Annotated in this window: 20 protein-coding genes; 8 read left to right on the top strand and 12 right to left on the bottom strand. The window is 61.3% G+C overall.

The window, feature by feature from the left end:
* Window positions 1–28: 28 nt before the first annotated feature.
* On the bottom strand, window positions 29–1,930 hold the full coding sequence (locus tag Hhyl6_RS11950; RefSeq protein WP_483739415.1) for a DUF262 domain-containing protein: 1,902 nt from the start codon (window positions 1,928–1,930) through the stop codon (window positions 29–31).
* Between the two features lie 198 nt (window positions 1,931–2,128).
* On the opposite strand from Hhyl6_RS11950, the gene Hhyl6_RS11945 reads away from it, so the two are divergent.
* The 3 genes from Hhyl6_RS11945 (at window position 2,129) to Hhyl6_RS11935 (ending at window position 4,103) form a co-directional block, all read left to right on the top strand.
* The gene (locus Hhyl6_RS11945) at window positions 2,129–2,704 is read left to right on the top strand and encodes a rhomboid family intramembrane serine protease (RefSeq protein WP_483739414.1); all 576 of its coding nucleotides are present in this window, start codon (window positions 2,129–2,131) and stop codon (window positions 2,702–2,704) included.
* A 137-nt stretch (window positions 2,705–2,841) separates the two neighbouring features.
* On the top strand, window positions 2,842–3,447 hold the full coding sequence (locus Hhyl6_RS11940) for a site-specific integrase (protein ID WP_483739413.1): 606 nt from the start codon (window positions 2,842–2,844) through the stop codon (window positions 3,445–3,447).
* 41 nt (window positions 3,448–3,488) lie between these two features.
* On the top strand, window positions 3,489–4,103 hold the full coding sequence (locus Hhyl6_RS11935; protein ID WP_483739412.1) for a hypothetical protein: 615 nt from the start codon (window positions 3,489–3,491) through the stop codon (window positions 4,101–4,103).
* Between the two features lie 208 nt (window positions 4,104–4,311).
* On the opposite strand, the gene Hhyl6_RS11930 is transcribed toward Hhyl6_RS11935, so the two are convergent.
* Together Hhyl6_RS11930 and Hhyl6_RS11925 are read right to left on the bottom strand one after the other, a co-directional pair.
* The gene (locus tag Hhyl6_RS11930) at window positions 4,312–4,539 is read right to left on the bottom strand and encodes a DUF8139 family protein (RefSeq protein WP_483739411.1); all 228 of its coding nucleotides are present in this window, start codon (window positions 4,537–4,539) and stop codon (window positions 4,312–4,314) included.
* An 8-nt stretch (window positions 4,540–4,547) separates the two neighbouring features.
* A complete protein-coding gene (locus tag Hhyl6_RS11925) occupies window positions 4,548–6,191 on the bottom strand; it encodes a C-terminal helicase domain-containing protein (RefSeq protein WP_483739410.1) in 1,644 nt (547 codons plus the stop codon).
* Between the two features lie 86 nt (window positions 6,192–6,277).
* Here Hhyl6_RS11925 and Hhyl6_RS11920 point away from each other — a divergent pair, with 86 nt between their 5' ends.
* Window positions 6,278–7,552 (top strand): IS4 family transposase, encoded by a 1,275-nt coding sequence (locus Hhyl6_RS11920; RefSeq protein ID WP_483739090.1) that lies wholly within the window; start codon window positions 6,278–6,280, stop codon window positions 7,550–7,552.
* Here the strand turns inward: Hhyl6_RS11920 and Hhyl6_RS11915 are convergent, their stop codons facing one another.
* The gene (locus Hhyl6_RS11915) at window positions 7,553–7,996 is read right to left on the bottom strand and encodes a winged helix-turn-helix transcriptional regulator (protein WP_483739409.1); all 444 of its coding nucleotides are present in this window, start codon (window positions 7,994–7,996) and stop codon (window positions 7,553–7,555) included.
* 855 nt (window positions 7,997–8,851) lie between these two features.
* Here Hhyl6_RS11915 and Hhyl6_RS11910 point away from each other — a divergent pair.
* Window positions 8,852–10,744 (top strand): transposase, encoded by a 1,893-nt coding sequence (locus Hhyl6_RS11910; protein ID WP_483739408.1) that lies wholly within the window; start codon window positions 8,852–8,854, stop codon window positions 10,742–10,744.
* A 185-nt stretch (window positions 10,745–10,929) separates the two neighbouring features.
* Here Hhyl6_RS11910 and Hhyl6_RS11905 read toward each other — a convergent pair whose 3' ends face one another.
* Both Hhyl6_RS11905 and Hhyl6_RS11900 read right to left on the bottom strand, forming a co-directional pair.
* A complete protein-coding gene (locus Hhyl6_RS11905) occupies window positions 10,930–12,726 on the bottom strand; it encodes an excinuclease ABC subunit C (protein ID WP_483739407.1) in 1,797 nt (598 codons plus the stop codon).
* Between the two features lie 33 nt (window positions 12,727–12,759).
* A complete protein-coding gene (locus tag Hhyl6_RS11900; protein ID WP_483739406.1) occupies window positions 12,760–13,383 on the bottom strand; it encodes a hypothetical protein in 624 nt (207 codons plus the stop codon).
* Window positions 13,384–13,462: 79 nt separating this feature from the next.
* Here Hhyl6_RS11900 and Hhyl6_RS11895 point away from each other — a divergent pair, with 79 nt between their 5' ends.
* Both Hhyl6_RS11895 and Hhyl6_RS11890 read left to right on the top strand, forming a co-directional pair.
* The gene (locus tag Hhyl6_RS11895) at window positions 13,463–13,981 is read left to right on the top strand and encodes a hypothetical protein (protein ID WP_483739405.1); all 519 of its coding nucleotides are present in this window, start codon (window positions 13,463–13,465) and stop codon (window positions 13,979–13,981) included.
* Between the two features lie 67 nt (window positions 13,982–14,048).
* A complete protein-coding gene (locus Hhyl6_RS11890; protein ID WP_483739706.1) occupies window positions 14,049–15,161 on the top strand; it encodes a pyridoxal-phosphate-dependent aminotransferase family protein in 1,113 nt (370 codons plus the stop codon).
* A 43-nt stretch (window positions 15,162–15,204) separates the two neighbouring features.
* On the opposite strand, the gene Hhyl6_RS11885 is transcribed toward Hhyl6_RS11890, so the two are convergent.
* Entirely contained in the window at window positions 15,205–15,684 is a 480-nt protein-coding gene (locus Hhyl6_RS11885) for a hypothetical protein (protein ID WP_483739404.1), read from the bottom strand.
* Between the two features lie 103 nt (window positions 15,685–15,787).
* Between Hhyl6_RS11885 and ligA the strand changes: the two genes are divergently transcribed.
* A complete protein-coding gene (ligA, locus tag Hhyl6_RS11880) occupies window positions 15,788–17,890 on the top strand; it encodes an NAD-dependent DNA ligase LigA (protein WP_483739403.1) in 2,103 nt (700 codons plus the stop codon).
* A gap of 215 nt (window positions 17,891–18,105) precedes the next feature.
* Here ligA and Hhyl6_RS11875 read toward each other — a convergent pair whose 3' ends face one another.
* The 5 genes from Hhyl6_RS11875 to Hhyl6_RS11855 form a co-directional block, all read right to left on the bottom strand.
* The gene (locus tag Hhyl6_RS11875) at window positions 18,106–19,134 is read right to left on the bottom strand and encodes an ABC transporter permease subunit (RefSeq protein WP_483739402.1); all 1,029 of its coding nucleotides are present in this window, start codon (window positions 19,132–19,134) and stop codon (window positions 18,106–18,108) included.
* Window positions 19,131–20,054: an ABC transporter ATP-binding protein gene (locus Hhyl6_RS11870; RefSeq protein ID WP_483739401.1), complete on the bottom strand. Its 924-nt coding sequence runs from the start codon at window positions 20,052–20,054 to the stop codon at window positions 19,131–19,133. Before Hhyl6_RS11870 ends, Hhyl6_RS11875 begins: the two co-directional genes overlap by 4 nt.
* Before the next feature lie 71 nt (window positions 20,055–20,125).
* A complete protein-coding gene (locus Hhyl6_RS11865; protein WP_483739400.1) occupies window positions 20,126–20,401 on the bottom strand; it encodes a DUF7967 family protein in 276 nt (91 codons plus the stop codon).
* Window positions 20,402–20,483: 82 nt separating this feature from the next.
* A complete protein-coding gene (locus tag Hhyl6_RS11860) occupies window positions 20,484–20,816 on the bottom strand; it encodes a HalOD1 output domain-containing protein (protein ID WP_483739399.1) in 333 nt (110 codons plus the stop codon).
* The gene (locus Hhyl6_RS11855; RefSeq protein WP_483739398.1) at window positions 20,803–21,249 is read right to left on the bottom strand and encodes a DUF7344 domain-containing protein; all 447 of its coding nucleotides are present in this window, start codon (window positions 21,247–21,249) and stop codon (window positions 20,803–20,805) included. The genes Hhyl6_RS11860 and Hhyl6_RS11855 overlap by 14 nt, the downstream gene beginning before the upstream one ends.
* Window positions 21,250–21,272 lie beyond the last annotated feature (23 nt).

Genomic DNA, 21,272 nt, shown 5'->3' with positions numbered 1-21,272 from the left:
TCAGTCCCCCTCTCTTACTTAGGCGTCATCAAGCCGAAATCGTTGTTGTCTCTTCTGGCTCCTTTAACGGCAGCTCTTCCTCCAACCGTGTTCTCATCAATTTGAGCCGCTCATTCAGGAATTCTGGATAGCTCTCGTACTCGTGTAGTTTGGGGTCAGACGGTACGTAATGTTGGTCGAAGTAGTCTTCTCTGCCCTTAACTGAGTCCACTTTGCCGTCATCAAGTCGGTCAAGCCAGTCGGTCAAATCTCTATCACTCTTCGACTGATTCTCGCCGTTTTCGGCACTAAGAAGTTGGAGATTAGCGATGTGATCCCGGTTCTCCTTGTACCACTCAATCTGCTCTGACTCTACTCCCTGGTCGCGAAGATACTCTTCATCCCCCAACTTGCCCCGTGGGAAGATGTGGTCAACCTCATACTCTCTGAATCCTGCTCGACGGTCCTCATAGAGATGGGTGAGGAGCACATTCCGACGTGAACCCGAACGGTAATCGATTTCGTCCACTAGGTCGTCAAATACTTCCTCATCTAACCGAATGACTGCCCCACTTCCTCGTAAGTCATTCAGAATCTCTGTTGCCGGGAAATCGCCGGTTTCAGATTTCCGAATATGCTCTCTGGCAGTCTTTAGAACTCGTTCTGACCCGATATTCCCGAATACGCCGTTCAGGACAGTTGTTGCCAGCCAGTAGTGGATGGAGTGCCTTTCTGCTGGTGTGGTGGGCGTCTCATTTTCGTGGAGATACTGAATAACAGGTGTGACGACGTTCTTGCTGGAGAGTGCCCCGCTGTGGAATCCAAGTTCAGAAGAAACCGCGAAGGCATCGTGGATCGCTCGCTCAAATCCTTCGTCCTGGAAGATTTCCTCGGCCTTCCTCAGTCTATCGCCGTCATATCGGCCATTCTTCCGGAAAGCTGGGCGTTCGTCAGAGAATAATAGGAGTGTGCGGAGCACGAAGTTCTTGCCGAAAGTAAAACCAAAGTTGGAGAGTTCCTCATTTGCCGAGAGCTTCTCGGTGAACTTCTCGATCTGCTTTTTCGCGTCTGTTGGCTTGCTCTCGTCGTCTACGCGCTCCCAGTATCCCGTGAGCAACGCCAGTAGTATATCTACCCCCGTCAGAACTTTACCGGCCTTATTCCGTCGAATGAATAGCTCTCGAGCGGTTCTTTCGTCAGTTAGAGTCGTTTCGTAGAGAATTGCCTCACGCTGATTAACACCCCACCACAGGCGTTTCAGATTCTTTTCCACCTTCGAGGATTCATCTGCTTCGACTTTTCGCTGGATCTCTGGTAATTTCTCACTCAATAGTGTGTCCTTCTCAAGAAAAGAATCGTGCGTCAGCTCCTCAGGCGCATTTACAAGCTCATTTACCGGGAACCAGTAACTATCACCTGACTCGCTCAGCCCGCTTCCTTTCCGGAAATCAAAGTCGTATACGAGGTCCCGATCGTGGTCTTCTGCCTTGTCTCCGGATAACAGGTCGAAATGCAACTCTCGCTTGTTCCACGCCCCCCGATTACTTTTCCACCCGCCGTGCTTCCGGGTCGTAAAGCTCCCTGTGAGACTGAGATAAAAGGACGTTAGCCGTTGTTGGCCATCGAGCACGAGCGAGTAAGAGTCAGGAAGCTCTTCAAAAGTATATCGTTGACTGTACCGTTGAGGGCCGTCGTCCCAAGAATACGCTCGCTCATCAACGTAATGTTGGATGAATGAATACGCCGGCTCTGTTCTGGCTCCTTCCCCCTCGTCGTCCCAGATTAGGAGAGATCCCAGCGGCAGACCCCTGAGTAATGAGTCCCACAGCATCTTGATTTGGTTCTGGTTCCAGCAATAGTCTCGCTGGAGGCAGGGAATGAACAAGGACGTATTCAATCGAGGAAGGATCTCACGAATAGACTCTGACTCTGGAACTGCCTCCTTGACCATGATTGACGTAATTGTCAAAGTGCCTGAAATAGATTGGGCAAGAAACGGCCTACGGAACGGTGGTTGTGATTCACCACATCAGATAGTGCAGAGGAATTGCACGAGTTAGACATCTCACCCGATAAGCAAAGGCAGAGACACACCACCGTCGAAGTGTTCTAAGTGAGTGGAGTCTGTTGAAACTCCCAACATTCTCCCATGACGATCGATGACATCCCCTGGGCTACTTGTACTCTTACGCTGGGCATGGGGATCATCCATCTCACTTCACCCGCTATCACGCCGCTGTCCTACACACTTCTCGCCCCATGGATGCACGCAGGGTTCAATCATCTTTGGCAGAACCTGCTCGTGTTCGTTCTGCTCGGCGCGTGGACTGAGCGGCGTGTGGGCCGAATTACGTTCCTCGTATTCGCGGTGATGATTCCCTACCTTGCTCTCTATCTGCCGGTGGTATTCGAGTACGGGGGACTGTCGAGAGGAGCAAGCGGACTCACTATGGCGTTGACCGGGTACTGGCTTCCAGTGTTACTCATCCTCCTCGTTCGACGCATCGAGTCCTTCGAATTTGAAGCGAGAGAATTTCTGGCAGGACTTGGGATTCTAGTCGTCTTAGCCTACTTGGCTACCGATGCGTGGGTGACCGTCCAACGGTTCGTTGGGCTGGAACCACGACCAGATGGTGTGGCAGTCTCAGCGCATGTTACGGGCCTTGCTCTCGGTCTGCTGTGGTTTAGCTGGAGAGCGTTGCGACACGGGGTAGACGAGGCATGATGTGTACTCTTTAGACTACTCCTTGACTGACGACTTCTTGGACAAGTCGGAAACAAACTGCGGTAATCCCCGGTGCCAAGGGGCCGATTGAGGCGAGATCCAGACTGTTTAGTGAATACTTGTTTTAACAAATCACAATGAGACTCGAGGCGACGGCAAAAGAGGGCGAGTACAAGGTCTGGATGACCGACGAAGAACTGCGAGAGTTGCGTCGTGCTGCTGAAAGTCACCGGGACGACTTGATCATCCAACTTGGGGGATACGTCGGGCTTCGGGCTTTCGAGATCCCGCAAATTCGTCCGAACCACGTGAAGCGAACCGACGATGGTGAGCACTACCGACTCCGGGTCCCCGAAGGCAAGGACACGACCGGCAACGGCGGAAAACCCAGGAATGCCTACCTGCCCCGGGACGTCGAAGGGGACATTCACCGATACCAGACTGCCGAGGACATCGATCGGCACGAGCCGCTAATCGATCTGTCTGAACGCGGGGTTCGACACGCTGTCAAGCGCACTGCTGAACGTGCCGCTGAAGAGACCGGTGACGACGATTTTCTCTACGTCAGCAGCCACGACCTTCGACGCCGCTTCGCGCAGAGGTTGCTCGTCGACGAGCAGATGAATCCCCGCGTTGTCATGGCTATCGGTGGCTGGGACTCGTTCCAAGCCATTGAACCGTATCTGAACTCCCCAACACAAGAGGTCGTGAACCAGGCGTTTGAAGAGGCGAATCTCTCATGAATAGCCATCAGATGCGCCTGTACATTTCTGGTGGTTATCATATGACTCGTCCCGAGAAGCGAATTGAGGCGATTGAAGAAGCCGTTGGCAAGGTTGACGTCGTCTTCGTCGAAGCTCCACGCTCAGATAGCCCTGGAATCAAGACGGTTACGGGGAATTTCCTCTCACTACCTGTGCTGGTGGTGACGATGTATCTCTGGGTAGCTATTCTTACTGTTTGGGCGGCCTTGACCGGGAAAGACGACCAACAGATTGTCACCCATTTCTCAGATGAACACGAGGCCGAAATCATCCACACCGATCAGAACGTACACCGACTACTCACGGAAAGCCGCTACCTGTGGGTTATTGGGCACGGGATCGTCGTCCTGCTCGCTGCCCTCGCGATACCTGAGTTCGTAGATCGCTTGTTCACATATACGACCCCTTTGATCCAGTTATTGACGCTCGCTCTTTTCACTGGAATGGGGTTGTTCGTCCTCTTCCTTGCCGGCACACTCCAATCAAGAAATGCCAAGATGGCCCGAGACATCGAGCAGTATGCGACGAGTCACGATGATGTGACTGCGTGCCTGATTACGGGTGGCCACCATGCCCCTGGAATCAAGCGCTCTCTCGAGGACAACCCCCACATCTCTCTGGTGGATGCCGAATAATTTCGACCAGTATCTTCGGTGACCCGGACGATTCGTTCACTTTCCTCGGTGACCTCCTTGTGGCTTCTCGTAGAGTCCGGTTTCACCACCAGGATAATATGAATGACCGCCACCCGCTTACAGGATGTAACCGAAGTGGTGGCTGCTTACACCCAGCCAACTCTAACGATGGCTGAACAAAGCAGGCCATAGCGATGGGTCTGGGAACTCACTCCTCGATTGGTGGTCGTAGACTGCGCCATCGTACATCAACGGTCTGTCCCGAATCCAACTCAACCCGGTACAGTCGTGAGTCCCGAGAGTCCCCGGTCAGACCCCCAGCGTCATCGACCAAGAGTTTCGCAATCGTGCCATGCTCCCCGTGTAACCGATAGTCCGGGTCGGTTTCGTCTGGGATGTCCAATCGGACTCTATCGCCGATGTCGAATTGTTGCATCGATTAAACTACTGTAGTGTCGTTTGCGAGACCAGGGACGGGCCGCTTTCGTCTTCATCTGTTTGTTCTGGAGCGACAGCCATCCAGCAGATCAGTTTGACCTCTTCCTCCCGGATTGGCGGAAGCGGCTCGGGTGCGTCGTACGGTTGTAGGCCAAGATCATCAGCCTTCTCAGCGATTCGGCGGGCTTTCTCTTCCCCATCCAAGTTCTCATCGCGAACGACCTCTCGCATCTCACGCTCGTACTGCTGTGGCCACGGTGCACCCAGCGAGTCGATTAGCTCCTCCTGCCGGTTCTGCGTCAAGTCTGACGGCCAGTAATCCCGCACGTGCTCAATCGCTTCGCGGAATGCCTTCGGGACGTCTGGTTGGACAGCACGTGGGTCCGTCTGTTCCTGCCACTGCTGCCAGACGTCTTCTTTCGCGTCCTCCCACGCACCGTATACGCCCTCTTTGAACTCATTCGGGAGTTTGCGATCGGTATCGCGGTCACAGTCGATCCGCTGGAGGCAGGTGAGCGTGTCGTCGATTATCTCACTTCCGTCGTCGGCTGGGACGAATCGCATGAACGATTCATCCCCCACACGAGCACAGAAGAAGTACCCTGGGTTCTCAGAGCGGAATCCAGATCCTGCCGCCCACGGAAGCGATGTGATCTGGTCCTCCCTGTCTTCTAGACCTTCGCGCAGCTCCTGCCGGTACTCTTCACCTGAGTACGCCGCTGCTTGGCCACCACCCTTCTCGTAGACCTCCTCGTCTTCATCTCGAATCGACTCAATGTCCTCAATGCGGTCTGAGAAGTTCTGCTGCATCGTGTCCATGTCCGGGATTACCTGGCTGTCAAGGCCGACGGATCGGGCCGCCTGGGTTACCTTCTGACGAACTCGAAGTTCGAGTTCGAGCAGGTCATCGAGCCGATCTTCGGGGAAGAACGTCATCGGGAATATCTCGGGATGGGGCGAGTTGATGCGGTCGATCCGACCGTTTCGCTGGACGACACGCATCGGGTTCCACGGCAGGTCGTAGTTGATGACGTTCCGGGCTTGCTGGAGGTTGACGCCCTGGCCGAGCACGTCGGTCGTAACGAGGATGTCGTACTGATCCTCGACGCCCGCAGGCGCATCTGCTGAGTCAGGAGCGAAGCCGTGAACCGCGTCTTCTCTGGTGATTCCCCGAACCGACCCGTCGCCAGTCACGCCAGCAATTCGTCCCTCGTAGCAAGAGAGCGTCTCGTCGTTCTGGACGCGCTCTTCCAAGTAGTCCAGAATCCACTCGACTGTGTCGGCGTAGTAGGAGAAGATGACGACCTTCCGGTTCTGTCGGAATGCTTCTTCCTTTTCGAGTTCAGGGTCTGTCTCGGCATCTTCTTCGGCGTCCTCGGCGATGTCGACGAGCGTCTCTCCTAGGGTATCGAGTTTTTCGTCGTCGTCTTGCGTAACGACGCTGACACGCTCGTACCAGCCCTGTAGGATCTCCAAGTCAGTTTCGAGGTCTTGGCGGAATTCTTCGACTTCTGCTTCCGTCGCACCGAGGTTGTATACGGTATTGTCGTCTGCTTGATCGAAGGCGTCGTCAAGTGCCTCGTCGCTATCGGCTTCGACCCACTCATCTATGGCATCCGGCCATCCGTCTTTAGCTAATCCGAGAACCACGTGACAGCAGCGGCTTATCGAGACTTCTTTTCGAGAGGAGTGAGGAGGCGACGGCTGTGCACACCAAAGCCTCCTCATCGAGAATCATGCGTCGGCTCACTACACTGTTTCCCTCCGAGTTCCTCGAAGAGCACGCCGAGGAACTCGGCGTGGTCGAGCGAGAGGGCAAGCTTCAGGTTCCTGTCCTCGTGTGGACGCTCGTGTTCGGCTTCGCCGCAGGCGAGAGCCGAACACTCGCTGGCTTCAGACGCAGCTACAACTCGACAGCCGACGAGACGATCTCTCCCGGTGGCTTCTATCACCGGTTGACGCCGACGCTCGCGGAGTACCTCCGCGACCTCGTCGAGCACGGTCTCGACGAGGTCGCTGTACCCGACGCTGTTGACGCTGATATCGACCGATTTAGGGACGTGATGATCGCTGATGGAACCGTGTTGCGGTTGCACGAGTTCCTCTCTGATGAGTTCCAGGCACGTCACGAGGAGCAGGCTGGAGCGAAGCTCCACCTGCTCCACAATGCTACCGACAAGACGATTGAACGACTCGACGTGACTGACGAGAAAACACACGACAGCACGCTGTTCAAGACGGGTTCGTGGCTGCACGGACGGCTAGTTTTGCTCGATCTGGCGTACTTCAAGTACCGCCGGTTCGCGTTGATCGATGAGAACGACGGCCACTTCGTGAGTCGGCTGAAGAAGAGCGCGAATCCAGTGGTAACGGAGGAGTTACGGGAATGGCGCGGGCGCGCCATTCCCTTGGAGGGCAAGCAGATTCAGGATGTAATCGATGATATCTCGCGGAAGTACATCGACGTGGAGGTCGAAGCGGAGTTCAAACGAGGTCAGTACGAAGGGACGCGTTCGCTGGACACGAAGCGGTTCCGCGTCGTCGGCGTCCGTGACGAGGACGCCGACAACTACCATCTGTACATCACGAACTTGCCACGAGACGAGTTCTTCCCGGCGGATCTAGCAACGCTGTATCGGTGTCGATGGGAGGTAGAAACATTGTTTCGTGAACTGAAGACGCAGTACGAGTTGGACGAGTTCGACACAAGCGACCCGGATGTGGTGAAAATTCTGCTGTATGCGGCGTTGCTGTCACTGCTGGTGAGTCGTGAGCTGTTGGATCTAGTCACCGAGCAGGCCGACGATGAGATCGTGTTTCCGCCGGAACGCTGGGCGGCGACCTTCCGGTCGCACGCCCAGCTCATCCTCCACGAACTCGGTGAGTTCCTCGGTTACTCGCCACCGCCGTTGCTGGAGCGATTGATCGAGGACGCTCAGAAGATTCACCAGCAACGACCGATCCTTCAAGAGACGCTCGCTACCGCTACACAACCGAGGTGTGTGTCTTAGCTAAAGACGAATGCCTGTTACGTCTTCACCTTCTCTGTCCTTCGTGGGATGGACTTCCGCTGCGAGAGCGATACGGTCGGAATCCTCTGCAATCCAGTCGTGCATGTCTTCGATACCTTCATTGAGTCGTTGTTCTGCTTCACGCAGCTTCCGGTAGGCGAAAATCACATCGAACTCTTCCATCTTACTGAGGACAAGCAGCCCTCGGTCGGTGATCATGTACTCGTGGTGGACTGCACGCTGATCGCGCTCAAACTCGTCTTGTCCGAGTTGGGTGGTAATCACTCCCAACTCCCGACCTTCTTCCAGGCGTTTCGATAATGTGGAAGGACTCACACCGACGAGGTCTTTCAGTTCATTGAACCGCTTACTGTCGCTTTTGAGATTAACGAGAATCCCGATAGACCCACTGCGCTCTAAGTACCCACTGATTGCTTTCACCATTGTTCCTACGTGTTCACCCCCGGCACAAATACTTCGCAGTTCAGTTCATTCTGAAGTTTGATTCATAGTGTAGTAGGTTCCGAATCGAGGTATAGTATCAAACTACAGTCACCGCGCATTAACTTGTCTATCGGCCTTCTACAGTAGTTCAGCCGGGCATTGGAGATTCGGTTTCGGAAGAATCGCCCGCCCGGATAAGACAAACCCGCAATGAGTCAACTACGAATGAAAGTAGATATCAGTTCAGTACAGACCGACCGTGAAGCAGTATCGAAGATTGCCGACCAAGCCGCTGAACACAGTCAAGAGTGCGACACGCTCTCCAGTCTTGTGTCAAAGCTTGACATCCGACGTGACTGGTTTACTGGGCCTGCGCAAAGCTCCTCACGCGAGTACCCACTAGAGTCGCTTGCTGCGTTGTTCTTGTACAAGCACGCACGTGGACTCTCGTCAAGCGAGCTGATTGATCACCTTATCACACACGGAGAGACTGCCGAGTTTGATCTCCCTCGTGCTCCTTCGCAGCAACTCCTATCCCACGTTTGGCGTCGCCGGTTCGACCAGTCAGACCGGTCTGTGATCCGCACTGCAGCCCTCCACGTCCGGTTCGCTCACGACTTCGACTGACATCCCTGGACGACTGGCGATACTCGCAGACCGGCATGACCGTCACTACACGCTCGTCACTTGGGCGCGCTCCAAGGCCCACCCGAACGGGTATCGGCCTTTCTGTAGTGACGACGCCGACCACAGTCACCGGGAGGCGAGACGCCAAGAGGAAGTACGAAACGTTGGGGTCATACCCTCCGAATTTCCACTGGAGGCGAGGCACGGGTCGTCTCCACGGAGGGTGGGATGACTGACACCCCGCCCGAAAACCTCGAAAACCGGTTAGTGGCGCAAGCAGCCGCGCTATTCGATGTTCACGACAACGTTTCACGAGTAATTCGTGATATCAACTTCCCAACCGAGGAGCTACACGACGAGTACTCAATCACGTCAAGCAAGACGTTCGATTTCGAGCCGATGCTTCGCGTGTACCTGTACATGCAAATCACAGGGTACAGTCAATCTGAAGTTGCGGACCGCCTGCAGAAGTGGCCGTATTTGAAACAGCACTTCAACTTGAGTCGTGTCCCAACTCAGCAAGCAATTTCATACACAGAGCGGAAGCGGTTTTCACACGGTCTCCGGCAGCTGATCGGAGACGTCGCAGACGGTATTTGCAACGAAGCAAGGAATCGTGGGATACGGTCCAGTGAACTCCGGGAACCAGATGATAACCCGTCTCCCAGTGAGATTAGTCAGAGTTCAACTCCCCTCCATCATTACGTCGATAAGCACGCACCGGGAGTCATTACAACGGCGTTAGACGATGTGTGTCCAGCATTCGATACTGGTCGGGCGCACAACATTAAGCATGAAGACCGGACGATTTGGGAACACCAGTTACTGATGAGCTTGTCTAACCGAGCTGGGACTCGGTCGGCGTTCCGGACGTTCAACAAATTCCGGAGCGATGCACTTCACAACGACACCCACCTACGCTCGGTGAAGAAACTAGGAACACCGGATGCATACCAATACACGTTCGAGGACTTCGTTCCGGGGTTCAAGCCGATTCCAAGTTGGAGGCGGGTGGCAGACACAATCCAACCCCAGTTCAGTGGTGCGGTCGGTCGCCTACTTGAGACGGTCAAGTCCGCTGGTGTGTTTTCAGAACCGGTTGTTGTGGCGATTGACACGATCCGTGTCCCGTACAGTGTCTCACCATACAAGCCAAGGGATGAAGAAGAGCCAGGTGATGAGCAAGTCGTCGTGGATAAGGAGAAGAATATAAAGCGCGTTCCGAAGGCGAACTACCCTGAAATGATTAACGGGCGCAAAGGGGAGGGACCGGCGTACGAGTACGCGACGCTCTCTATCGTGGGGCGGAATGACCCAATCATTCTGGCTGTTGAACCGGTTCGGCATAGTTCGACGTGGGAAGGCGAGGATGGCGAGTCAGTCTCGTGGGCAGAGATCGTTGACCGGTTGATGCAGCAGGCAACTGAACTCGTGGATATTCACCTCGTGCTAGCTGACCGGGAGTTCGAGAATCACGAGGTTGCTCACGTCTTGGACCAGTACCACGACGTGACGTACCTACTTCCGAAAAAGAAGAATTCGAAGTTGACGAAGCAAGAGGTGAATGCGGTGAGGTATGACCCGACGTTGAAGAGTCGGGTTCGCCCTGCGACGTTGTATCTGGATGAGAATCGGACACAGTACGTTGACGCTGAAACCGATGACACAGTCGGTGAAAACGGCCGTAGTCACGATTTGAACTTCATGTACGTCCCGGCGAAGGACGACGAGTGGGTCCATACCGAGGAAAATGACGTGAAGTACACGGTGTTCATCACGAACCGTGAGGATGTGTCCGCGGCAGACGCGATTGGACTCGTTGACCGCTATTCGAGGCGGTGGGATATCGAGATCGAGTACAAGATGATCAAGCCGTTACTCCCGTCCATCGCGTCGAAGGACTTCCGGATGCGGTACTTCTCGTTCGTGTTCAGCTGCTTGCTGTACAACATCTGGAGGCTGGTCGATCACTCGCTCAAGGTCCTGGTGACGGAGGCGTACGATGACTATGGTCGATCTCGGTGGGACGACCGTTTGGACCCACTGGTGACGATGCCGGACTTCTTAGCGTCGGCGCTGGTCTTGATGTTCTGTGATGGTGGGCTTGACCCGCCTGACTAACGCGCGGTGATTTCTCGTTGATCTCCTGCGAGCCGGTAGCGACGCGTTCCTGATTTTCTTCGGTATTTCACCCGTTCCTATCAGTATTCAGTAAGTAAACCTGGGAGCCTCGGCATCGAGCTGCGGTCAAGGGTCAAGATCGCGGTGAATTCTCGAAATCACCCCGGGTTCGTTTGTAGTCACCCCTACCTTCCGAACCTCTGCGTCCGAATCGTCTCGGCGGTGGCCGCGCCGACGCCGTCGACGCTCTGGAGTTCGTCCACCGACGCCGCCCGGACGTTCTCGACGCTCCCGAACCGGCGGAGCAGTCGCTTGCGCGTCTCCGGGCCCACGCCCGGAAGGTCGTCCAGCGCCGTCGACACCTCGTCCCTGAGGGTCTGGTGGTACTGCACCGCGAAGCGGTGGGCCTCGTCGCGGATTCGCTGGAGGAGGTGGAGGTGCGGGGCGTCGTCGGGCCAGTCGTACACACCGTAGCTTCGCTCCGCTTGCGACGAGGCCCCACTCGCTGCGCTCGCTGGACCCCCGTCGGGGGTAATCACCAGTTCCTCGTCCTTGGCGAGGGCGACGCAGGGCACGTCCCACCCCGTCTCGGCGAGGGCGTCGCGGGCCGCACCCAACTGCCCGTCGCCGCCGTCGACGAGCAACAGGTCCGGGTCGGGTCGGTCGTCCCGGCCAGAGAGGGCGCGTTCGGCCCGCCAGCGGACCAGTTCGCGCATGTTCGCGTAGTCGTCGTTGCGCTCGGTGAGTTTCTTCCGCCGGTAGTCCGACTTCTCGGGGGACCCGCCGACGGCGGTGACGTTCGACCCGACGACGCTTCGCCCCTGTGCGTGGCTCACGTCGAACCCCTCGATTCGCTCGGGGCGGTCGATGCCAAGCGCGTCGGCCAGCGCACCCACCTCGTCGTCCGTCCCGCCGCGCTGTCGGGCGTTCTTCAGCGCGAGGTCGACCAGCGTCGCCTCCCGGCCCGCACCCGGTACCCGGAGGTCGACGCCCTCGCTTTCCAGCCACCGCGCTATCTCGGCGTCGGCGGGGTCCTCGGCACACAGGATGGCGCCGGGCAGGTCGCGCTCGGCGTAGTACTGGGTGATGAACGCGCGGTAGACGCCGGCCGGTCCCTCGCCGTCGGGAGCGTCGAGGGTGTGGCGCTCCCGTTCGACCAGTTTCCCGCCCTCGGCGTGCAGGCGGGCGACGACGGCCCGGTCCCCCTCGACGACGGCCCCCAACACGTCCGTCGCGGCCGTCGCGCCGGCGTCGCTGACCGCCGCATCGCCCTCGCCGTGGAGGGCCTCGACGGCACCGAGTTTGTCCCGCAGGTTCGCCGCGCGCTCGAACTCCTGTGCTTGGGCGGCGGCGTCCATCTCCTGGCGGAGTGGGTCGGCGAGGACGCCCACCTCGCCTTCGAAGAACCGTTCGACGCTCGCCACGTCGGCGGCGTAGTCGCCGTCGCTAATCTCGCCGGTGCAGGGGGCGGTGCAGATGCCCATCTCGTAGTCGAGACAGGGGCGGTCGCGGTTGCTGTACTTGTGGTCCGAACACCCCCGCAGGCCGTAGGTCTCCCGCAGGGCCTTCACCACCGTCTCGACGCGGCCCTTGTCCGTGAACGGGCCGTACACTGTCGCGCCGTCGGCGGGGTCCCGGGTCACCTCGATGCGCGGGACGGGGTGGTCGGTCAACTGCACGAGCGGGTAGGACTTGTCGTCTTTCAGGCGGACGTTGTACGGCGGCCGGTGGCGCTTGATGAGGTTCGCCTCCAACAGCAGCGCCTGCGTCTCCGTGTCGGTGACCGCGAAGTCGACGACGGCGGCGCGGCCGACCATCTTCGCGATGCGGTTGCTCCTCGGGTCGGCGTACGACCGCACGCGCTCCCGCAGGTCCACGGCCTTCCCGACGTACAGCACGCGCCCCTCGTCGTCCTCGAACTGGTAGACGCCGGGCTCTCTGGGGAGGTCACCCGCCCTGTCGCGCACGTCCGCTGAGTCCATCGCCTCGGGGTTGGCGCTCGGCGGAGTTGAACGTCACGCCAGCGGGTCGTCCGCTGCTGGTGACTGTCTGTCGTCGGCCGGCGTCGACGGTCCGGGACGGACGGCGGCCCGGACGCGCTCTACGACGGCGTCGTTCTCGGGCGCGGTGAGTTCGATGTCCTCGGCTCCGGCCACCGAGACGACGAGCAGTCCCTCCCGACTCCAGAGGTAGACGGCGAAGACGACGGCGGCGAACGCCAGCGCTAGCCCGCCGAACAGCGTCATGACGTCGTCGAGTCGGGCCATGAGGCGGAGCATCCCCTGTAAGAGGCCCATCATCTGCCCGAGGCCGACGGCGCCGGCGGTGCCGGCGCTGTCCAGCGAGGCGCCGGCGACGAGGCCGTCGAGACTCACCATCTGGCCGGCGGCGAGGAGGACGACGCCGGCCACCAGCGCCTTCACGCCCTGTTCGAGGAACGCGGTGTTCCCGCTCGTCGCCTGTGCGACCCCTTCGACGTTCGGGCGGTCGACCTGTCGGTAGTTCGACCCGTCGCGGTCCGGCGTGAACGCCAGTAGCCGGTGGCTCGTCACCACGACGCCGCCGTCGCCGACCCGCACTTGCTCCCGTATCGTCTCGCCGTCGTACAGGAGGTCACCGGCCCGTTCCACCCAGTCCATACACCGTGTATGCGGACCGTCCGATTTCAATGCTCCCCCGACCCCAACGGCTATCTCGTCACCGCACCGACAGACGGGTATGGTGAGCGACCCTCGCTGTCCGCACTGCGACGGCAAGGTCAGTGCGACGGCGACGTGGTGTATGCACTGCGGGCAGGACTTCGGGGAACCGGTGGACGCGGACGGCGGCCGCGTCGTCGGCTACGACGGGGACGAGAGCGCTGGGTTCGAGTCCGCGCTGGAGGCGGGCGACGTGGACGGGGCGGTCCGTGCCCTCCAGCGGCGAGAGAACGGGCCGACGGTGGTGGGCGTCGTCCTCGCTGTGGCGGCGTTCGTGACCCTGCCAATCGTCTCGCCGCCGGGCGTGACGCTGGCGTATCTGGCGGCCGCCGTCGGCGTCGGTCTCTATGCGGCCCGTCAACCGACCGTCGCGGACGCCATCCGCGACGGCGGGACGGCGCTCGCGTTCGTCCCGTTCGCGCTGTGGTTGCTGGCGGCGTTCCTCCGCGGGTTCGTCGGGGTCAGCGTCCTGAACCTGCTCGGACCGGCGCTGTACGCGGGGCTGGTGCTGTTCGCGGTGCGCCGTCTCGTCGAGTGACGCTCACGGCGGTATCAAAACTACCATACCCCCCCACGACGAGGGACCACCTACTAGGGTGGCTCCCGTGACTAAGAAACAGGAATACAAGGACGACTACGCCGACAAGACGCTGTACATTCCCGGCCCGACCGAGGTCCGCGAGGACGTCATCCAGGAGATGGCCCAACCGATGTTCGGCCACCGCATGGACCGGATGACCGACCTCTACACGACCATCGTCGAGGACACCAAGGAGTTCCTCGGCACCGACAACGAGGTCATCATCCTCACGGCCTCCGGGACCGAGTTCTGGGAGGCTTCGACGCTCAACCTCGTCGACGAGAACATCCTGGTGCCGACCTGCGGGAGCTTCAGCGAGCGCCACGCGAACGTCGCCGAACGGCTCGGGAAGGACGTCGACCGCCTCGAGTACGAGTGGGGACAGGCCATCAAACCCGAGGACATTCGCGAGACGCTAGAGCAGAGCGACAAGCACTACGACGTCGTGGCGACCGTCATGAACGAGTCCTCGACCGGCGTCCGCAACCCCATCGAGGAGATCGGCGACGTCGTCGCGGAGTACCCGGACACCTACTTCGTGGTCGACGCTGTCTCCGCACTCGGCGGCGACTACGTCGACATCGACGAACACGGCATCGACGTCATCTTCGCCTCGACCCAGAAGGCCTTCGCCATGCCGCCCGGCCTCGCGGTCTGCGTCGTCAGCGACGACGCCTACGACCGCGAAGTCGAGAAGGAGTCGGCGTCGTGGTACGGCGGCTTCCAGCGCTGTCTGGACTACTACGACCGGAAGGGCCAGACCCACTCCACGCCCGCGATTCCCGTCATGCTGGCTTACCGCAAGCAGATGAAGTACATGCTCGAAGAGACCCACGAGGGTCGTGACCAGCGCCACGCGGAGATGACCGAGTACGTCCACGACTGGGCCCGCGAACACTTCGACCTCTTCGCCGAGGAAGGATATCGCTCCCAGACGGTCTCCTGCATCGAGAACACGCAGGACATCGACGTCGCCGCGACCATCGAGGCCGTCTCCGAGGAGTACGACATGGTCTTCTCGAACGGCTACGGGTCGGCGCTCGGCGAGAAGACGTTCCGCATCGGCCACATGGGCGAACACACCGTCGAGAGCATCGAGGCACTCACCGACGCCATCGAGGACGTCGCGGACCTGTAGGCCGCTGTCCGCTGACAGCGCGCAAGTCCGGCCACGTCGCGGACTAGCCGGCCGCGTCGTCCGGGGGGAGGCCACCGGCCAGCGTCCGGACGCCCAGCACGAGCAGAGCGATTCCGGCACAACCGACCACGCCCAGCGTCCCCGCCCCGATTGCTGCGAACAGCACGGACCCGAGCGAGCCGTCCACCTGTGGCGCGAGGAGGCCGTTCGGGAGTCGGTTCGCGACGGTCAGGAGGACGACGGCGGCCGCGGCGATGCTCCCGGAGACGCCGCCGGCCAGCAAGAACCGGCGCGACCACGTCGCCGGCCGGCCCCACCGCACGTGGGCGGCCAGTAAGGCGTTCCCGACCAGTGCGACGGTGCTGGCGAGGATGAGGTACCCGAAGAAGAGACCAGCGGCGCTCGTCCCGCCGGTGTCGGGCTGTTCGTAGGTCGCGATTGTGATGCCAGTGGCCGCGAGCGAACAGAGCGCGAGGAGGGGTCCAGCGTAGACGACGGTGCTGGCGTCGGGCGAGCCGTCCATATTATTGCGGCAGACTCTCCGACGATAAATAATTTCTCTCGCCGCCCAGTTGCGACGGCTACGTGACGTAGCGGCTTAGTGCCCGCCCCCCCGAGAACGGACAATGGCAGCCGTCGACGACCCCGAGACAGACAACCCCTACGTGGAGGACCCACCGACCGAGTTCGACCCCGCCGAGGAACTGAGCGAGGACGAGGCCCGCGAGCAGGCCGCCCAGTTGCGTGAGGCCATCCGCTATCACGACCACCGCTACTACGTCGAGAACGACCCGGTCGTCGGCGACCGAACCTACGACGCGCTCTTCTCGCGCCTGCAGACTCTCGAGTCGACGTTCGGCCTCGACACCGACGGGAGCCCCACGCAACGGGTGGGCGGCGAACCGCTGGACGAACTCGGGGAGGTCGAACACGTCGCGCCGATGCAGTCCATCGACCAAGGCGGCGAGGCCGACGACGCCCGGGCGTTCGACGAGCGAGTCCGGCGACGGTTGGCCGACGCGGAGTACGACGGCGACCTGCGGTACTTCTGTGAGCCCAAGTTCGACGGCCTCTCGGTGGAAGTCGTCTACGAAGACGGCGAGTACAAGCGGGCGGCAACCCGCGGCGACGGCGAGGTGGGCGAGGACGTCACCGAGAACGTCCGCACCATCGCCAGCGTCCCCCAGCGCCTGCGGGGGGACTACCCCGACTTCCTCGCGGTGCGCGGCGAGGTGTACATGCCCCGCGAAGCGTTCACCGCGTACAACCGGGAACGCGTCGAGAACGGCGAGGACCCCTTCGCCAACCCACGGAACGCCGCCGCCGGGACGCTCCGTCAACTCGATCCCAGCGTCACCGCGCGACGGCCGCTCGCCGTGTTCTTCTTCGGCGTCCTCGATTCCTCGGCCGACTTCGAGAGCCACGCCGACCTCCACGAGCGACTCCCCGAGTGGGGCCTCCGAGTGTGTGAGAGCACGCGCGTCGTCGACGACGTCGAGGCGGCCATCGACTACCGCGACGCCCAACTCGACGCCCGCGACGACCTGGACTACGAGATAGACGGCGTCGTCCTGAAGGTCGACGACACCGAGGCCTGTGACCTGCTCGGGACGACCAGTCGCGCCCCGCGCTGGGCCTTCGCCTACAAGTTCCCCGCGCGAAAGGAGGAGACCACCGTCAGAGACGTCGTCGTGCAGGTCGGCCGGACCGGCCGCCTGACCCCCGTCGCCCTGATGGACCCCGTCGAAGTCGGCGGCGTCACCGTCACCCGCGCGTCGCTGCACAACCCCTCGCTCATCGCGGAGTTGGGCGTCGACGTGGGCGACCGCGTGCGCATCAAACGCGCGGGCGACGTGATTCCGGACGTGGTCGAGGTGGTCGAGAAGGGTAGCGAGGGGCACTTCGAGTTCCCCGACACCTGTCCGGTGTGTGACAGCGCCGTCGAGCGCGACGGCCCGATGGCGTTCTGCACCGGCGGGCTGTCGTGTGCGGCCCAGCGCGAACGCGCCATCGAGCACTACGCCAGCCGCGACGCCCTCGACATCGAGGGGCTGGGCGAGAAGGCCGTCGAGCAACTGCTGGACGCGGGCCTCGTCTCCGACGCCGCAGACCTCTACGACCTCTCGGTCGAGGAGTTGGCGGCACTGGAGGGGTGGGGCGAGACCAGCGCGCGGAACCTCGTCGACGAACTCGACGCCGCCCGCGAACCGCCGCTCGCGGACTTCGTCGTCGCCCTCGGGATTCCCCACGTCGGTGACGTGACCGCTCGGAACCTCGCCGCGGAGTTCGGGACGTTCGAGGCGATTCTCGACGCCGCCGAAGCCGAGGACCGCGAGGCGTTCGAGGCCGTCCCCGACGTCGGTCCGGAGGTCGCCGAGAGCGTCGTCGAGTTCTTCGAGAGCGAGGGCAACCGCGAGGTACTGGACCGACTGCTCGACCACGTCGACCCGCAGGCCGCCGAGGCCACCGGGGGCGACGCGCTGGCGGGTCTGACCTTCGTGTTCACGGGGTCGCTCGACGGTCTCACGCGGGGGGACGCACAGGACGTCGTAGAGCGCAACGGTGGCTCTGCGACGAGTAGCGTCTCGGGCAACACGAACTTTCTCGTCGTCGGCGAGAACGCCGGCCAGCGAAAGCGCGAGGACGCCGAGGCGAACGACGTCGAACTGCTGGACGGCCGCGAGGGATTCGCGGCGAAACTCCGCGAGTACGGCGTCGAACTCGAGTGACGGCGGTCACCGATGGCAGCGAGTTCCGGCCGATGACCCGCCTCTCGGGTGGGACTGAAAGGGGCCGAGCGGTCGACCGGCCCGGACGACGAAAGCACCGTAACGAACGAAGTGAGTGAGGCGCGCAGCGAGGCCCGGCGGTCGACCGATCTGGGGCTTTCTGGTGGCTGTCGCGGTCCTGAGCCGCTATCGAAAAAGCGTAGCGACGAACCCAGTTACAGGTCCGCGAGGTTGAACGTGTAGTAACTGATGCTCGCGGCGATGCCTATCCAGGCGAGCATGAACACGACGACGGCAGGGTCGGAGTAGTAGAACGGCAGGGACCCGGACCCGGGCGTACAGGCGATGACGGTGCCGAATATCCCCTCTTGGGCCTGCGGCGACCCGTTGAGGACGTCGGCACAGATGGTCCGACTCGCCTTCTGGCCCTGACTGAACATCCCGTAGCGGGCCGACAGCGAGGGGGCCTCGCCGGACCCGAGCATCGAGTTCACGAGCGTCTTGTACGCCTGATTCGGGTTGACGAGTTTCAACAGCAGGACGACGTGCCAGCGGACGGCACCGGTGACGCCCAGTTCGTTGGCCAGAATCTTCCCGACGCCGTTGGCGCCGGCGTTCCAGAGGAAGGTGAAGTAGAAGTAGACGACGAAGTTCGCCGCACCGGACCAGAGGCTCTTCTCGAAGGCCCCGGAGATGGAGACGACGATGGCGACGAACACCAGCGCGAACACCACGGTGAAGAGAGCGAACAGGCCGAACAGTTCCGGCTTGAAGGTGAGCGACGAGGCCGTCAGGAAGACGGCGGTGAGGGCGAAGGCGGCGATTAGCGGCACGCCGAGGACCGCACACCGGCCGAGTACCTTCCCGATGATGACGTCTTTCCGGGAGTGTGGCAGGGACAGCAGGAGCTTCAGCGACCCCGACGTGCGCTCTTTCGAGATGGCGGCGAAGCCGACGAAGATGGCGATGATGGGCAACAGGAACGTCACCATGTTGAGGTAGACGCTCGACAGCAGGAACTGCATCCCCTGCTCTTGGATGGCCTGTCCCTGCTGGCCGAACCCGGTGTACAGCGCGATGGCCACCGGCGCGATGAACGCCGTCGTGAAGATGAGGCCCAACAGCCACAGCCCCTTCGACCGGATGGCGTCCTTGAACTCCTTCTTCGAGACGGTGTACCACTCGAAGGTGTTCCGGAGGGTGCGGTCCAGCCCAGCGAGGCCGCCCGCGTCGGACGTGCTCATGCCTCTACCTCCTGTCGCTCGGTGTAGGCGGTGAAGAGGTCCTCGAGCGACGCCTCCTGCGTCTCGAAGTCCTCGACGGCGACGCCTGACTCCTCGAAGGTGTTGAGGACGGTCATCTTCGCCCCGCCGTCGCAGTTGACGGTGACGCGGTCGGTGTCACGGGCCACGCCGGACACCGAGGGGAGCGACCGGACTTCCTCGAGGGCGGCGTCGAGGCCGTCGGTGTCGGCGACGGTGACGACGAGTTTCATGTCGCCCTGCGCGGCCGAGCGGAGGCCCTCGACGCTGTCCTTGGCGATGAGTTCGCCGTCCTGTAGGATGCCGACGGTGTCACAGACTGCCTCGACCTGTCCGAGGATGTGCGAGGAGAAAAAGACCGTCGCGCCGCGTTCGCTCTCCTCGCGGACCAAATCGCGCATCTTGCGGGCGCCGTTGGGGTCCAGTCCCGTCGTCGGTTCGTCGAGGATGAGGAGGTCCGGTTCGTCGACGAGTGCCATCGCCAGCACCAGTCGCTGTTTCATCCCCTTCGAGTAGCCACCGGCCCGGCGGTCGGCGGCGTCGGCGACGCCGACCCGTTCGAGCAGTTCCGTCGGGTCGTCGTCGGCGTCCTTCGACTCGATGACGAACTCCACGTGTTCGCGCCCGGTCAGGCGCTCGTAGACGTCGTAGCCTTCGGGGAGGACGCCGATGCGCTCGCGGATGGCCTTCGACTCCTCGTGGACGTCGTGACCGAGGACCGTCGCGGACCCCGCCGTCGGGCGGACGAAGTCGAGCAGGATGTTGATGGTGGTGGACTTCCCGGCACCGTTGGGACCGAGGAAGCCGAAGACCTCACCCTCCTCGACCGTGAGGTCCACTCCGTTCAGGGCGACGACGTCCCCGAACTCCTTGCGGACGCCGTCCAGTTCGATGGCGGTCATACGCGCCGGTTGTGCCGCCCTCCGGTATAGTCTTTCGTGTTACAGACCGACCGTTTTCGGGGCTAACTCCCTCAAACCTCCTCGTCTGGGCCGTGAGCGTCGGCCATCCGCTGTGCTTCGGCGGCGTAGCGCTCGCGGGTGTCTTCGTCGTCGACCGGTTCCAGTCGGTCGGGTTCGACGTCTTTGGCCGCGGTCACGGCCGTCCGCATCAGGAGGTTCGTCGAGAGCTGTTTCCGGAGGTGGCGGTCGCCGTCGGGCGTGGCGTAGACGAGCGTCACCATCCGCTCGTCGCCGTAACTGGAGCGTTCGACCAGCCAGCACCGGACCGTGTCGTCGGCGTCGGTCATCGACTCGGCCTTTCGGTGCCAGCGGTTTGTATCCTCCGAGGGACGACGCGTCTGTCACGACGACGCGGTCCGGTGGGTCGACTCAGTCGGTCGGCTCGTACACCCGTATCCAGCCGTCGCTCTCCACGGCGACGCGATACCCGGCGTAGTGGAAGTCGACCGTGCCGGCGCTCTGTCGGGACACCGACTCCGTGTTCTGTCCGAAGAAGGTCTCCTCGAGGGCGGCGGCGTCGACCGCCTCGTACAGCGACGGTCGGAGGTCGCTCGGCGCGATGCCTTTGGCCGCCGCGACGGCGAAGACGATGTCTGTCGTGAGGTCGCTCTCGCTCGGGTCGTGGTGTCGCTGTTCGACCTGTTTCCACTCCGCGCTGCCGGAACGGGGCGCTCCATCCGCACGTCGGTCACTTTCGGTCATCCATCTCACTCCGGGCGTGGCGTTCTTGGTCCGAATCGAGGCTCGCGCCCATCCCCTCGAGCGCGGCCAGCACCTGGGCGGCGTTCGCACCGACCTGGATGGTCTCTGTCTCGGCGTCGAACGTGACGACGCCCTCGTCGACCAGTTTCGGGACGTGGGCGTGATACAGCGAGACGTAGACGCGTTCCCACTGCTCGCCGGACACCTCGTGTTCCGGAACGTCGTCCTCCCACGCCGCGACCTTGGTCGCGAGGTCGCCCAGCGGCCACTCCGTCTCCGTGAGTAGCGTATAGCAGAGGTAGCGCCGCCGCGGGTGCGCGAGTGCGCCGAACACGTGGTCCAGTTCCAGTATGGCCTCCGGAATTCGGGGACGGTCGGTGGCCACGTCGTCCCGAACCGCCGCCTTCTCGGTGTCGTCGCTCTCCTCGTCCATGGGTACTGTAACTCTCCCCGACA

The organism is Haloarcula sp. H-hyl6 (assembly GCF_056934455.1).
The sequence above is the reverse complement of the archived record's forward strand: the minus strand, read 5'-3'. Positions and strand labels throughout refer to the sequence as shown.